General features: G+C 71.6%; 14 protein-coding genes and 1 pseudogene. 7 read left to right on the top strand and 8 right to left on the bottom strand.

Annotated elements, in window-relative coordinates; all coding sequences use genetic code 11:
* Positions 1 to 9 precede the first annotated feature (9 nt).
* The 6 genes and pseudogenes from OKJ99_RS13065 to OKJ99_RS13040 form a co-directional block, all read right to left on the bottom strand.
* A pseudogene (locus OKJ99_RS13065) lies at positions 10 to 1,383 on the bottom strand (FAD-binding oxidoreductase); the annotation flags it as partial.
* 54 nt (positions 1,384 to 1,437) lie between these two features.
* On the bottom strand, positions 1,438 to 2,535 hold the full coding sequence (locus OKJ99_RS13060; RefSeq protein WP_326016214.1) for an LLM class flavin-dependent oxidoreductase: 1,098 nt from the start codon (positions 2,533 to 2,535) through the stop codon (positions 1,438 to 1,440).
* A gap of 40 nt (positions 2,536 to 2,575) precedes the next feature.
* The gene (locus OKJ99_RS13055) at positions 2,576 to 3,547 is read right to left on the bottom strand and encodes an ABC transporter substrate-binding protein (protein ID WP_326016213.1); all 972 of its coding nucleotides are present in this window, start codon (positions 3,545 to 3,547) and stop codon (positions 2,576 to 2,578) included.
* A complete protein-coding gene (locus OKJ99_RS13050) occupies positions 3,544 to 4,308 on the bottom strand; it encodes an ABC transporter ATP-binding protein (RefSeq protein ID WP_326016245.1) in 765 nt (254 codons plus the stop codon). The genes OKJ99_RS13055 and OKJ99_RS13050 overlap by 4 nt, the downstream gene beginning before the upstream one ends.
* A 5-nt stretch (positions 4,309 to 4,313) precedes the next feature.
* On the bottom strand, positions 4,314 to 5,198 hold the full coding sequence (locus OKJ99_RS13045; RefSeq protein ID WP_326016212.1) for an ABC transporter permease: 885 nt from the start codon (positions 5,196 to 5,198) through the stop codon (positions 4,314 to 4,316).
* Complete coding sequence (locus OKJ99_RS13040) at positions 5,195 to 6,085, bottom strand: sulfurtransferase (RefSeq protein ID WP_326016211.1); 891 nt, start codon at positions 6,083 to 6,085, stop codon at positions 5,195 to 5,197. Before OKJ99_RS13040 ends, OKJ99_RS13045 begins: the two co-directional genes overlap by 4 nt.
* A 423-nt stretch (positions 6,086 to 6,508) precedes the next feature.
* On the opposite strand from OKJ99_RS13040, the gene OKJ99_RS13035 reads away from it, so the two are divergent.
* Positions 6,509 to 7,357: a LysR family transcriptional regulator gene (locus OKJ99_RS13035; protein ID WP_326016210.1), complete on the top strand. Its 849-nt coding sequence runs from the start codon at positions 6,509 to 6,511 to the stop codon at positions 7,355 to 7,357.
* 46 nt (positions 7,358 to 7,403) lie between these two features.
* Here the strand turns inward: OKJ99_RS13035 and OKJ99_RS13030 are convergent, their stop codons facing one another.
* On the bottom strand, positions 7,404 to 8,573 hold the full coding sequence (locus OKJ99_RS13030; protein ID WP_326016209.1) for an alpha-hydroxy-acid oxidizing protein: 1,170 nt from the start codon (positions 8,571 to 8,573) through the stop codon (positions 7,404 to 7,406).
* Between the two features lie 105 nt (positions 8,574 to 8,678).
* Positions 8,679 to 9,236: a quercetin 2,3-dioxygenase gene (locus OKJ99_RS13025; RefSeq protein WP_326016208.1), complete on the bottom strand. Its 558-nt coding sequence runs from the start codon at positions 9,234 to 9,236 to the stop codon at positions 8,679 to 8,681.
* Positions 9,237 to 9,350: 114 nt separating this feature from the next.
* Between OKJ99_RS13025 and OKJ99_RS13020 the strand changes: the two genes are divergently transcribed.
* From OKJ99_RS13020 to OKJ99_RS12995, 6 genes are all read left to right on the top strand, one after another.
* Positions 9,351 to 9,785: a MarR family winged helix-turn-helix transcriptional regulator gene (locus tag OKJ99_RS13020; RefSeq protein ID WP_326016207.1), complete on the top strand. Its 435-nt coding sequence runs from the start codon at positions 9,351 to 9,353 to the stop codon at positions 9,783 to 9,785.
* A gap of 93 nt (positions 9,786 to 9,878) precedes the next feature.
* A complete protein-coding gene (locus tag OKJ99_RS13015) occupies positions 9,879 to 10,529 on the top strand; it encodes a GntR family transcriptional regulator (protein ID WP_326016206.1) in 651 nt (216 codons plus the stop codon).
* A gap of 57 nt (positions 10,530 to 10,586) precedes the next feature.
* Positions 10,587 to 11,339 (top strand): PIG-L deacetylase family protein, encoded by a 753-nt coding sequence (locus tag OKJ99_RS13010; RefSeq protein WP_326016205.1) that lies wholly within the window; start codon positions 10,587 to 10,589, stop codon positions 11,337 to 11,339.
* Positions 11,339 to 12,034 (top strand): 4-carboxy-4-hydroxy-2-oxoadipate aldolase/oxaloacetate decarboxylase, encoded by a 696-nt coding sequence (locus OKJ99_RS13005; RefSeq protein WP_326016204.1) that lies wholly within the window; start codon positions 11,339 to 11,341, stop codon positions 12,032 to 12,034. The genes OKJ99_RS13010 and OKJ99_RS13005 overlap by 1 nt, the downstream gene beginning before the upstream one ends.
* Positions 12,031 to 13,074 carry a PrpF domain-containing protein gene (locus OKJ99_RS13000; protein WP_326016203.1) on the top strand — a complete coding sequence of 348 codons (1,044 nt, stop codon included), beginning with the start codon at positions 12,031 to 12,033 and terminating at the stop codon, positions 13,072 to 13,074. Before OKJ99_RS13005 ends, OKJ99_RS13000 begins: the two co-directional genes overlap by 4 nt.
* The gene (locus OKJ99_RS12995) at positions 13,071 to 14,024 is read left to right on the top strand and encodes a catechol 2,3-dioxygenase (protein WP_326016202.1); all 954 of its coding nucleotides are present in this window, start codon (positions 13,071 to 13,073) and stop codon (positions 14,022 to 14,024) included. Before OKJ99_RS13000 ends, OKJ99_RS12995 begins: the two co-directional genes overlap by 4 nt.
* The last annotated feature ends 56 nt before the right edge of the window (positions 14,025 to 14,080 follow it).

Below are 14,080 nucleotides of genomic sequence, written 5' to 3'. Positions count from 1 at the left end.
CCGGCGCCACAGGCCCTTTCCGGGGTTGAGGATCCCCCGAGGGTCGAACACCTCCTTGATCCTGCGCTGCAACGCATGGGAGGCGGGGCCGAGTTCCTCGGCGACCCACTGCCGCTTCAGCAGGCCCACTCCGTGCTCGCCGGTCAGTGTTCCGCCGAGCCGCAGCGCGAGCGCGAAGATCTCGCCCGCCGCCTCCCACGCGGCATCCGGGAGCCGGTCAAGGGCCCGGTCCACGACGACGATCGGGTGCAGATTGCCGTCCGCCGCGTGCGCGATGGTGAACACCGGCACGTCGTGGCGCGCGGAGATCGCCCGGATCTCCCGCACCGCCTCCGCGAGCCGGGAGCGCGGCACCGCGATGTCCTCGATGAGCGGGCGGCCCAGCTTCTCCAGCGCCGGCAGTGCCAGGCGGCGGGCGGCCAGGAGCGCCTCGGACTCGGCCGGGTCCTCGGTGGTCTCCACCGACGTGGCGAGCGGGGTGATCAGCCGGGCGATCGCCGCGGCCTCGGCGGCGGCGCCCGCCCCGTCGCACTGCACCAGCAGCAGCGCGGCGCCCCGCTCCCGCAGCGCCGGGTCGATGGCCTCCAGCACCGGCCCGTCGACGAGTTCGGCGAGCGCGGGCTCCACCCCGGCCCGCGCGATCGCATGCGCGGCCTCGGCGGCCGCCTCGAAGGTGGCGAAGTACGCGGCCAGCGTGGCCACCGCCACCGGAACGGGCCGCAGCCGCAGCGTCGCCCCGGTGACCACCGCGAGGGTGCCCTCCGAACCGGTGAGCAGTGCGGTCAGGTCGTACCCGGTGACACCCTTGACGGTACGGCGGCCGGTGGTGACCACCGTCCCGTCGGCGAGCACCGCCTCCAGGCCGAGGACGCTGTCGCGGGTCACCCCGTACTTGGCGCAGCGCAGGCCGCCCGCGTTCGTCGCGATGTTCCCGCCGATGGTGGAGAGGGCCGCGCTCGCCGGATCGGGCGCGTACCGCAGGCCGTGCGCACCCGCCGCCCGGTCCAACTCCGCGGTGATGACACCGGGTTCGACGACGGCCACCTGGTCGGCGGCGTCCAGCTCGACGATCCGGTCCATCCGGGAGAGGTCGAGGACCAGGGAGTCCCGGCCGGCCGTGGCCCCGCCCGACAGGCCGGTGCCCGCGCCGCGCGGCACCACCGGCACGCGCTGCGCGTGGGCGTGCCGCAGAGCGAGCGCCACGTCCCGCGTGCTCCGGGCGTGCACCACGGCGACGGGCTCACCGTCCGGGCGGCTGCCGGAGCGGTCGGTGGCCTGCGCGGCGAGGGCCGCCGGGTCGGTGGTCAGCAGGTCGGGCGGCAGATCGCGGGCGAGCAGCCCGAGGAGGGTGGCGGAGGCGGTGCGCTGCGGCGCGGTGGTCATGGTGACTTCCTGGTTCGACGTGGTGTTCCGCTGCGATCCGGTTTCCCGACCCGGTCAGGCGGCTCGGGTCGTGGCGCGGTGGGCGAGTTCCTGGCGGACCAGCGGCAGCACGTGACGGGCGTAGTCGATCGCGTCGTTGAGCGGGTCGTAGCCGCGGATCGACAGCAGGTCGCAGCCGATGTCGACGTAGTCGAGCAGCGCCTTCGCCACCGTCTCGGGCGAGCCGACGAGCGCCGTCGAGGCACCGGCGGCGTTGGTGGCGACGGCCGGGGCGGTCCACAGGCAGCGGTCGTGGACCTCGCCGCGCCCGGCGATGTCCAGGAGCCGCTGGGAGCCGACGTTGGCGGGACGCCCGGTGGTGCGGTAGTGGCGCAGCAGTTCGGTATTGGCGGCCTGGTCCTGGAGCACTCCCAGCGTGCTGTGCGCCTTCTCCCAGGCCAGCTCGTCGGTGGGCGCGATGATCGGGCGGAACGACACCCAGATCCGCGGACGCGGGCGCCCGGCGGCGTCCGCGACCGCGTTCACGGCGGCGATCTGCTCCGCCGTCTCCTTCAGCGGCTCGCCCCACAGCCCGAAGATGTCACCCTGCTGACCGCCGACCCGGTACGCGTCCTGGGAGGAGCCGCCGACGGAGATCGGCACGAGCCCGTGCACGGGCTTCACGTCCGAGTGGTAGCCCTCGAACCGGAAGTACTTCCCCTCGTGCGACACCGGCCCGTCGGACCGCCACACCTTGCGCAGGATCTGGATGTACTCGTCCGAACGCTCGTAGCGCTCCGTCTTGTTGAGGTAGTCGCCCTCGCGGTGCTGCTCCTCGTCGCTGCCGCCGGAGATGATGTGCAGCGAGAGCCGCCCGTCGCTGATCCGGTCCAGGGTGGCCAGGGCGCGGGCCGCGTGGGTGGGGAAGACGACGCCCGGCCGGTGGGCCAGGATCGGCCGGACCCGCTCGGTGTGGGTGGCGACGAACTGGGCGACCTGGAGGGCGTCCGGTGAGGCCGAGTGGTAGGCGACCAGAGTGTGGTCGAAGCCCCCGTCGTCCAGGGCGCGGGCGTACCTGCGCAGATAGGCGGGGTCGAAGCCGGTGCGGCTCGCGGCGGCGGGACCGGAGGCGCCGGAGTCGGTGTGGACGGCGCTGATGAACTCGACGGGCATGGACAACTCCTGGGCTCGAAACGTCAGTTGCGGGGGTGGGTCACTTGAGCAGCGAGGTGTCCGCCGACTTCGAGACGTCGACGTTCGGGTTCAGGACACCGATGCCGTTCATGAGGTCGGCCACCTCCTGGACGGTCGCGTTCACGTCGGAGGAGACCGGCAGGACCTTGCCGTACGCCGCCGAGGCCAGGCTCTTCGCCACCGAGGGGTCGGCGCCGTTGTGCTCGACGATGGCCTTGGCGTAGGCGTCCTTGTGGCTGCTGGTCCACTTGAGGGCCGTGCCGAGGCGCTTCACGAAGTCGGTGAGCGCGGCCTTCTTCGAGGAGTCGGCCAGGGCGTTGTCGGAGGCGTTGACGAAACCGATGCCGCTGACCCGGCCGTCCTGGCCGTCGACGAGGAGCCTGCCGCCCTGTTGCAGGCCCACGGTCTGGTAGACGCCGAAGGTGGCCCAGGTCTTGATCTTCCCGGAGGCGAAGGCGGCCTGTGCGTCGGTCGGCAGCAGATACTGCACCTTGACGTCCTTGTAGCTGAGCCCGTGCTGCTTCAGGACGTTGGCCAGCAGATACTCCGAGATGCTGCCCTTGGCCGAGGACACCACGACCTTCTGGCCCTTGAGGTCCTTGACGCTGTCGATGCCGGACCCCTTGCGCACGACGATGCCGACGTGCGAGCCGTCGTTCTTCAGCGCGGCGATGTTCTTGATCTTCAGTCCGCCGCTGAGCGCCTGAAGTGCCGGCAGGTCGGCGGAGTACCCGGTGTCCGCGGCGCCCGCCTGCACCGCCTGGTACAGCGGGGCCGCGCCCTCGAACTCGGCCCATTTCACTTGGTACTTCGCACCCTTGAGGGCACCCGAAGCGGCGAACATGGTCTGGAGGTTTTTGGCCTGGTCCCCGATGGTGAGGGTGACCCGGCCGTCCTTGGCCGCGGTGTCCGCGGAGGAGTCCGCGCCGCAGGCGGTGAGAGCCACCAGGGCGGTCAGACTCATGGCGGTGGCTGCGATTCTGCGGATCACGACGGGGTTCCTTCCAGGGAGTGGGTCACGCCGAGCCAGTTCAGGAGGCGGGCGCGCAGGGTCACGAACTCGGGGGCGGTCAGGTCGCGGGGGCGGGGCAGGTCGACGGTGAGCTCGTGGGCGATGCGGCCCTCGTCCATCACCAGGACCCGGTCGGCGAGCAGCAGCGCCTCCTCCACGTCATGGGTGACCAGGAGGATCGCGCAGCCGTGCCGGTCCCACAGCTCGGCCACCAACTGCTGGACCCTGCCCCGGGTGAGCGCGTCCAGGGCGCCGAACGGCTCGTCCAGGAGCAGCAGTTCGGGCTCGCGGACCAGGGCGCGGGCCAGGGAGACGCGCTGGGCCTGGCCGCCGGAGAGGGTCTTGGGCCAGACGGTGGCGCGTTCGCCGATGCCCACCTCGGCGAGGGCCTTGTCGGCGAGCGCCCGGTCGGGGCGGCCCGGCAGACCGAGCACGACATTGCGCCACACCTTCAGCCAGGGCAGCAGCCGCGGTGATTGGAAGGCGGCACTGCGCCGCGCGGGCACGGTCACCTCGCCGGCGATCTCCTCGTCGAGTCCGGCGAGGATCCTCAGCAGCGTCGACTTGCCGCAGCCGCTGTGCCCGAGCAGCGCCACGAACTCGCCCTCGCGCAGGTCGAGATCCAGCTCGTGCAGGACGGTGTGTCCGTCGAAGGCCCGCGAAAGCCCGCGTATCTCCACGCTGTTGGCCGTGGTGTGCACGTCGTTGTCGGCCGTTGTGTTCACGACGGTGTCGGACATGGTGGTCACGCCTCGCCCTCGAAGTTGGCGCGCCAGGTGAGCAGCCGGCGCGAAAGGGTCCGTACGGCGAAGTCGCAGACCAGGCCGAGCAGCGCGTACACGACGAGGCAGAGCACGATGACGTCCGTACGGAAGTACTGCTGGGCGTTGCTCATCAGATAGCCGAGACCGGCGTCCGCGTTGATCTGCTCGGCGAAGACGAGGGCGAGCCAGGCTGTGGACAGCGCGTACCTGAGCCCGACGAGCGCGCCGGGCAGCGCGCTCGGCAGGATCACGTACTTGATCAGGCCGAGCTTGCCGAGCCCCATCATCCGGGCGGCCTCGACGAGTTGGGAGTCGGTGGAGCGGATGCCGCCGTAGATGTTGAAGTACAGGGGATACGTCACGCCGAGCGCGACCAGCGCGATCTTCGGCGTCTCCTCGATGCCGAACCACACGATGAACAGCGGGATCAGGCCCACCCAGGGGATGGCCCGGAACATGCCCATCGAGGAGTCGATGACGTCCTCGCCGAGCCGGAAGAGGCCCGCGAGCAGTGACAGGGCCAGTGCCACCGTGCCGCCGATGAGGAATCCGGTGGCGGCGCGGCGGCCGGACGCGGCGATGGCGTCGGGCAGTTCGCCGCTGCGGGTGAGCTCGACGGCCTGCCCGACGACGTCCACCGGCGAGGCGAGCACGGATTCCGGGAGTACGCCGGTGGCCGAGGTCAGGAACCAGAGGAGGACGAGGCCCACGGGGCCCGCGGCCCGGCGCACGGGGCGGGGCACGGCGAGGCGGCGGCCGGTCTTCGTGGTGTTGCGGAGGGTGACACGGGCAGACGGCGCGGGCGTGTTCTCCGCGGGATCCGCGGGAGGTGACATCACCGCCGGGTCCAGGTGGTCCGTCGTCATGGCCGGTCTCCCTTCGCGGCCGGGCGGTCGGGGTCGGCGGACCAGGCGGACCAGGAGCCGGGGAAGAGAGCGGCCCGGAACCCGGCGATCTCCAGGGCGGCGATCTGGTGGGCCGCGGTGACACCCGAACCGCAGTAGACACCGATGCCGGGTGCGGAATCCGCACCCGGTCGGGCCGCACCCGGTCGGGCCGCACCCGGTCGGGCCGCGTCCGCTCCCAGCTCCGCGAAGCGCTCGCGCAGCTCGTCGGAGGGCAGGAACGTCCCGTCCGCCGCGAGGTTCCCGCCGGTCGGCGCGGACACCGCGCCCGGAATGTGGCCCGCACGAGGGTCGACGGGCTCCACCTCGCCGCGGTACCGCTCGCCCGCCCGGGCGTCCAACAGCAGGCCGGAGGCCGCGAGTTCGGCCGCCCCGTCGGCGTCGGTGACCGGCAGGGCGCCCTCGCGCAGGACGACATCGCCCGGCGGCGGGGCGACGGGCCGGCCCGACTCCAACGGCAGACCGGCGGAGCGCCAGGCGCCGAGCGCACCGTCGAGCAGTGTCACCCGGTCGATCCCCGCGTACCGCAGCAGCCACCAGGCCCGCGCCGCCGCGGTGTTGCCCGCATCGTCGTGGACGACGACGGGTTGGCCCTGCCGCAGGCCCCATCGGCGCGCGTTCTCCTGCAGCTCGGCGATCGGCGGCAGCGGATGCCGGCCGCCCCGCTGCGTCGGCGCGGATGCCAGCTCCGTGTCCAGGTCGACGTACACGGCACCGGGGATGTGTCCCTCGGCGTAGTGCTCGCGGCCGTGCGGATCACCCAGTGCCCAGCGGACGTCGAGCAGGGCGGGGGGAGTGTCGGAGGCGAGCAGCGCGCGCAGCTCGGTGACGGTCGTGGTCACGGTCATGCCAGGACCTCCGCGATCAGGGGCAGTTCGGCATGGGGTGAGGGCATGAGGAGGGGACTCCCGGTTCAGGGCAGGGGGGAATTCAGGAGGCGATCGGCGGTATCAGGGGTGCCGAGGGGGAAAGGCGCAGCGGGCCGCAAGCCTCACGTGCCGCAACGTCACACGTCACACGTCAGCGGATACGTGATCCCGGTGACGCAGGAAGCGGTGCAGGGCCGGAGTGCGGCAGCAGGTCAGCGACAGCGCGCGCTGCACGCCACGCCGAAGTCGATGACTCGGCGCCGCGTCAGAAAGGCAGCGGAAGACGGCGCGTGCAACATGTGCCCATCATGACCGGCGGTGATCGGCCGCGTCCAACGACGAAATCGGATCGAAACCGATCAGGGATCGCGATCGATCGCCCGTGGCGACTACTGTCACGGCATGCCCCAACCCCTCCTGGACATCGTCGCCCTGCGCAGCCTGACGGCGATAGCCGACTGCGGCGGCTTCCACCGCGCGGGCGAGGCGCTGGCCCTGAGCCAGTCCGCGGTGAGCCAGCACGTCCGAAAACTGGAGAAGACCCTGGGGCGGCCCGTCGTCGAACGCCAGGGGCGCGGCACCCGGTTCACCCCCGACGGGCGGCTGCTGCTCGAACAGGCCCGCAAGATCCTCGCCGTGCACGACGAGGCCGTGCGTACGCTGCTCGGCGCCGATGGCTCCACCGTGACCATCGGCTCCACCGAGCACGCCGCGGACCAGTTCCTGCCCCGGCTGACCGCCGCCGTCCAGGAGATGCGCCCCGGCTGTCGAGTTCGCTTCCGCATCGACCGCTCCGCCCGCCTGGTCGAGGCGGTGGAGCGGGGCAGTGTCGATGTCGCGGTGTACGTCACCGAGGCCGCGGCCACCGAGGGCACGCGCGTCGGCGGGCTCCCGCTCAGCTGGTACGCCGTCCCCGGCTGGCAGCCGCCGGCCGCCCCGGAGACCGTCCCGCTGGTGGCCATCGAGGACCCCTGCGCCATCCGCCGCAGGGCCATCGCCACCCTGGCCGCGAGCGGAGTGCCCGCATCGGTCGTCGGCGACGCCGGTTATCTGGCGGGAGTCCTGGACCTCGCCCGCACCGGCCAGGGCGTGGCGCTGCTCGCGGCGGTCGGCCAGGACCCCGACGGCCTCACCCCCTGCGAGGGTCTGCCGGAGGTGGCCCCGATCCCGATGAGCGCGCTGGCCCGGCCGGGCGCGGATCCGGCGACGGTGGAGGCGGCGTTCGCGGCGGTACGGGAGCTGTTGCGCTGAGCCGCGTCCCCACGCCACGTGACGACCCTGGCCCGGACCTCGCTGCTCAATCCCCGCAGGGGATTGATGCCACCAACGCCTCCGGCGTCAGATCCGCCAACGTCGGATAGCCGTCCACCGCCATGATCAGGTCGGCCTCGGCGAGCAGGGAGCGCAGCACGTGCACGAGCCCGTCGTCGCCGCCGACCGCGAGCCCGTACGCGTACGGGCGCCCGACGCCCACCGCCGTCGCGCCGAGCGCGAGGGCCTTGATGACATCGGCGCCCGAGCGGACCCCGGAGTCGAAGAGCACCGGCATGCCGTCGGCCGCCTCGACGACGCCGGGCAGCGCGGCGAGCGCGGGAAGGCCGCCGTTGGCCTGGCGGCCGCCGTGGTTGGAGCAGTAGATGCCGTCCACGCCGCCGTCCCTGGCGCGGCGCACGTCCTCGGGGTGGCAGATGCCCTTGAGGATCAGCGGCAGATCGGTCAGCGAGCGCAGCCACGGCAGGTCGTCCCAGGTGAGCGGGTTGCCGAAGATGCCGACCCAGGAGCGTACGAGGTCCGTGGGGTCGGTGGACGCGGCGATCTCCTGGAAGCGCGGGTCCGAGGTGTAGTTGGCGAGGCAATGACCGCGCAGCTGCGGGAAGTTGGACGTCGACAGGTCGCGCGGGCGCCAGCCGGTGACCCAGGTGTCGAGCGTGACCACGATGCCCTTGTAGCCCGCCGCCTCCGCCCGCTTGACGAGGCTCTCCGCGAGCGCCCGATCGGTGGGTGTGTAGAGCTGGAAGAAGCCGGGTGTGTCACCGAACTCGGCGGCCACGTCCTCCAGCGGGTCGACCGTCAGCGTGGATGCCACCATGGGCACGCCGGTGCGCGCCGCGGCCCGCGCCGTCGCCAAGTCCCCGTGCCCGTCCTGCGCGCACAGCCCGATCACGCCGACCGGTGCCATGAACAGCGGCGAGGCGAGCCGCGTCCCGAACAGGTCCACGGACATGTCGCGCTGCGCGGCGCCCACCATCATCCGGGGCACGAGCCCGTACCGCTCGAAGGCCCGCACATTGGCGCGCTGCGTGTGCTCGTCGCCCGCGCCCCCGGCCACGTAGGACCAGACGGAGGGGGAGAGGGCCGCCTGCGCCCGCTGTTCGAGGGTGGCGAAGTCCATCGGCTGCGTGGGTGTGACGCCCCGCAGTCCGTCGAGGTAGATCTCGAATTGGTAGTCGCCGAACTGCGGGCTCATCACGCACCTCTTCACCAGGGGGTCAGGAGCACCCCAATCTGCCAGGTCAACTGTGCGGCGCAAAGGGGTGGTCGGCCCCCGGCGCCGTCCGCTGCTCGTCCGGTGTCACGAGGTCCGCCACTGGTGGTCCGGCAGGAAGCGCACGTCGTACTCCTGCGGCACGGTGCCGAACTTGTGCGGCGCGGGGACGAACGGCTGGGCGGGCAGGCCCATTTCGTCCACCGGCGTGCCCAGCGACTCGAAGAACCGCTCGAAGGTCCCGCCGGGGCCCGCGGCGACGCCGACGACCTGCGAGTGGTGGCGCTCCATGCGGTAGGCGTGCGCGCAGTTCTTCGGCACGAACCCGAAGTCGCCCGGCGTGAGCAGGCGTTCCAACTGCTCGCCCTCGGGGTCCTCGGCGAAGAGCCGGACGGCGCCCTGCGTCACGTAGAACACCTCGTGGGTGTCCGCGTGCACATGTGCCGGGATGATGTCGCCCTTCGGGCCCTCGACGGTGAAGAAGTTGAAGGTGTTGTCGGTCTGTTCGCCGCCCGCGTAGACGGTGACGAGGTCGCCGAAGAGGTGGGCCCGGTCGCCCTCGCCCTTCTCGATCACGTACGGCTTCGACGGGTCGGCCGGTATGCGGGAGGCGCCGCGATAGCGCGTCGCGAACTCCATGGTCATGTGGATCGCCCTCTCCTGTGTCAGGGTGCCTGACGTTATGTGTCAGGTAGCCTGACACGTGAAGTGTGGTGCGGGCAAGGGTCCGCATCGAAGCGCCCGGGAGGACGGCACCTGATGAGTGAGCCCCGACGTGATCTGCCGCAGCTGCTCGGCGAGGCCAGGCGCTGGTTCGAGGAGGGGCTGCTCGCGGCGCTGGAGGCGGAGGGGGTCGCGCCGGTGACGGCGCCGCAGATACAGCTGTTCGCCGCGCTGGACGAGGAAGGTACGACCGTGTCGGAGCTGGCCCGGCGTACGGGGGTCACCCGGCAGACCGTGCACCAGGCGGTGCACGCGCTGGTGGCCGCGGGGCTCCTGGAGCAGGTGCCCGACCCCGCGTCCGCGCGGCAGCGGCTGATCCGGCGGACGGCGGAGGGGTGCCGCGCCCACGATCGGGCGCGCCGTGCGGTCGCCCGCCTGGAGGCGCGGCTCGCCGAGCGCATCGGAAGCGAGGCCTTCGTGGCGCTGCGGGCCGGGCTTGAGGCGGACTGGGGTGATCCGTCCGCCCGGTGAGCCCGTCGAGGCGTAGCTGAATTGCGAACGAAATCGTTGACAATTCTGTTCGCCTAGATTTAGCGTCGACACGCACTCACTCAGGGAGGGCAGATGCCGGAGGAAGCCCGTCCGGGCTCCGGAGAGCAGGCCAAGCAGTACGCGCTCGATCAACTGCGGAAGGCGATTCTGCGCGGCGAGATGTCACCGGCCCAGCGGCTGGTGGAGAACGAACTCGCCGAGCAGTACGACGTGACGCGGGCGAGCATCCGTGCGGCGCTGCTCGAACTGGCCGCGGAAGGCCTGGTCGAGCGGATCCGTAACCGCGGCTCGCGGGTGCGGGTCGTCACGGTCGAGGAGGCCGTGGAGATCACCGAGTGCCGGATGGCACTCGAAGGGCTGTGTGCGGCCAAGGCGGCAGAGGAGGCCACCGACGCGCAGCTCGACGAGCTCACCGGGCTCGGTGACGCCATGTCCAAGGCGGTCGGAGACGGTGACCCGCTCACCTACTCCGACCTCAACCACGAGCTGCACGCCCGCATCCGGGACATCTCCGGCCAGCAGACGGCCGTGACCCTCCTGGAGCGGCTCAACGCCCAACTGGTGCGCCACCGCTTCCAGTTGGCGCTGCGTCCGGGGCGTTCGCAGCAGTCCCTGAGCGAGCATCTGGCGATGATCGAGGCGATCCGCGCCAGGGACCCGCAGGCGGCCGAGACGGCCGTCCGCGCCCACCTCCGCAGTGTGATCGACGTGCTGAGCTGTTGAGCGCCGACTGACGCGGCTTGGAGGCGGGTGCACACCTGTCACCAAGGAGATGCAGTCATGACCAACGGCCACGCTCCCGCCGCCCCGCCACGATCGACCCTGGTGGTCACCGCGCACGCCGGGGACTTCGTGTGGCGGGCGGGCGGTGCCATCGCGCTCGCCGCAGCCCGCGGCGAGAAGGTGACCATCGCGTGCCTGACGTTCGGGGAGCGCGGCGAGTCCGCCAAGGCCTGGCGGGAGGGCAAGAAGCTCGACGAGATCAAGGCGATACGCCGAGATGAGGCCGAGCGCGCCGCTGCCACCCTCGGCGCCGACGTCCGCTTCTTCGACGCCGGTGACTACCCCCTCGTCGAAAGCGCCGAACTGACCGACCAACTGGTCACCGTCTACCGCGACACCCAGCCCGACGTGGTGCTCACGCACCCGGTCGAGGACCCGTACAACGGCGACCACCCGGCCGCCCACCGCATGGCCCTGCAGGCCCGCGTCCTCGCGCAGGCCATCGGCTACCCCGGCGATGGCGAGATCATCGGCGCCCCGCCCGTCTTCTACTTCGAGCCCCACCAGCCCGAGATGAGCGGCTTCAAGCCCGAGGTCCTCCTCGACATCACCGACGTCTGGGACACCAAGCGCGAGGCCATGGAGTGCCTGGGCGCCCAGCAGCACCTGTGGGAGTACTACACCGACCTCGCCGTACGCCGGGGTGTGCAGCTCAAGCGCAACGCCGGGCCGAACCTGGGCCTCGCCCACAAGACGATGGCCGAGGCGTACATGCGCCCGTACCCGCAGATCGCGAAGGAGCTCGCCTGATGCCCGGCGTCATCGTCACCGACCCGCCCAAGGCCGACCCGAAGGACGTCGAGGCGCTCGCCGGGTACGGAGTCGCCACCGTCCACGAGGCGATGGACCGCACCGGACTCCTCGGCCACCACCTGCGCCCCAACCAGCAGGACACCCGCATCGCCGGCACCGCGGTGACCGTGCTGTCCTGGCCCGGCGACAACCTCATGATCCATGCGGCCGTGGAGCAGTGCGGGGAGGGCGACATCCTCGTCGTCACGACCACATCGCCGTCCACGGACGGCATGTTCGGCGAGCTGTTCGCGACCGCGCTCCAGAAGCGCGGCGTGCGCGGCATCGTCACCAACGCCGGGATCCGGGACACCGCCGAGCTGCGCGCGATGGGCTTCCACGCCTGGTCGGCGGCCGTGTCCGCGCAGGGCACCGTGAAGGCGACCGGCGGCAGTGTCAATGTGCCGGTCGTCATCGGGGGCGAGACCGTCCGTCCCGGTGATGTCATCGTCGCGGACGACGACGGTGTGGTGGTCGTGGAGCGCGAGCGCGCCCGCGCGGCGGCGGAGAAGTCGCAGGCCCGCGAGGAGAAGGAGGCCGCCACCCGAGCCGCGTTCCTGGAGGGTCAACTGGGCCTGGACCGCTACGGGTTGCGCGACACGCTCAAGCGGCTCGGCGTCGAATACCGCACGTACGAGGAACAGACCTCGTGACCGGGCCCGAGGAGCCGCGCTGCATGGTGATGCGCGGTGGTACCTCCAAGGGCGCCTACTTCCTCGCCTCTGACCTGCCCGCCGAACCGGCCGCCCGCGACGACCTGCTGCTGCGGGTGATGGGCAGCCCCGACCCGCGCCAGATCGACGGCATCGGGGGTGCCCACCCCCTCACCAGCAAGGTGGCGGTGGTGTCGCCCTCGGCCGATCCGGACGCCGACGTCGACTACCTCTTCCTCCAAGTCAACGTCGACGAACCCGTAGTGTCGGACCGTCAGAACTGCGGAAACATCCTCGCCGGCGTCGGCCCCTTCGCGGTCGAGCGGGGCCTGGTGGCGGTGGGGGAGAAGGAGACCTCGGTCCGTATCCGTATGGTCAACTCCGGTGACAGGGCGACCGCCACGTTCTCGGGAAGCCCCGCGGCCGGCGTCGACGTGGTCATCGAGTTCCCGCCGGGGGAAGGGCAATTGCTGCCCACCGGGCACCTCCGGGACACCGTCGCCGGCGTCGAGGTGACCTGCGTCGACAACGGCATGCCGACCGTGCTCGTCCCCGCCGATGCCCTCAAGGTCACCGGATACGAGGACCCGGAGGAGCTGGAGGCGGATGCCGAGCTGGCTTCGCGAGTGCGTGACATCCGTCTCGCGGCAGGGGAGTTGATGGGTCTCGGTGACGTCTCCGACACAACTGTCCCCAAAGTGACCCTGCTCGCCCCACCCCGCCACGGCGGCGCCGTCACCACCCGCACCTTCATCCCGGTGCGCTGCCACACCGCCATCGGGGTGCTCGGCGCCGCGAGCGTCGCGGCAGGTCTCCGCATCGAGGGCAGCGTGGCGGACGGCATCGCCCAACTGCCCACGGAAGGCGACCGGTTGCGCATCGAGCACCCCACCGGCTCCACCGACATCGAAAGCAGCATCACCACGGGCCCCGACGGCCTTCCCGCGGCCCGCAGAATCGCCGTCGTCCGCACGGCCCGCAAACTCTTCGACGGCACGGTCTTCCCGCGCCCCGCACGCACGTCAGGAGCACCCCGATGACCCCGCCCCTCGGCGACATCGCACACATCGGCCACGCCCAGCTGTTCACCCCGGACCTGGACGCCAGCGTCGGCTTCTTCACGGACTTCCTGGGCCTGACCGTCTGCGGCCAGGACGGCGACAGCGTCTACCTGCGCACCTTCGACGACTACGAGCACCACAGCCTCGTCCTCACCGCCCGCGACCAGCCCGGCCTGGGCCGGATCGCGCTGCGCACCTCCAGCGCGGACGCACTTCAGCGCCGCGTCAAGGCGGTCGAGGAGTCCGGCGGCACCGGCCACTGGACCGAGGACGAGCCCGGCCTCGGCAAGCTCTACGTCACCACCGACCCGGACGGCCACGAACTCGCCCTGTACTGGGACAGCGAGCACTACCGGGCCCCGGACGAGCTCAAGCCCGCCCTGAAGAACCAGCCGCAGGCCAAGCCCAACCGGGGCGTCGGCGTCCGCCGCCTCGACCACGTGAACTTCCTGGCCTCGGACGTCGCCCTCAACGCCGACTTCCAGTCGGACGTCCTCGGCGCACGCCCCACCGAGCAGATCCGGCTCGACACAGGCCGCATCGCGGGCAAGTGGCTGACCTTCACCAACAAGTCGTACGACGTCGTCTACACCGAGGACTGGACCGGCGCCAACGGCCGCCTGCACCACATCGCCTTCGCGACCGACAACCGCGAGGACATCCTGCGCGCCGCCGATCTCGCCATCGACACCGGCGTGTTCATCGAGACCGGCCCGCACAAGCACGCCATCCAGCAGACGTTCTTCCTCTACGTCTACGAACCCGGCGGCAACCGCATCGAGCTGTGCAACCCGCTCACCCGCCTCGTCCTGGCCCCCGACTGGCCGCTGATCACCTGGACCGAGGAAGAGCGCAAGAAGGGCCAGGCCTGGGGCCTGAAGACCATCGAGTCCTTCCACACCCACGGAACCCCGCCGATCAAGCCCTGACCCCGCACGTCCGTCCCCGCACATCCCCATCCCAACCCATCCCGTCCCAACCCACC

This window comes from Streptomyces endophyticus, from assembly GCF_035798155.1.
In the GTDB taxonomy this organism is placed as follows: Bacteria; Actinomycetota; Actinomycetes; order Streptomycetales; family Streptomycetaceae; genus Streptomyces; species Streptomyces endophyticus.
The sequence above is the reverse complement of the archived record's forward strand: the minus strand, read 5'-3'. Positions and strand labels throughout refer to the sequence as shown.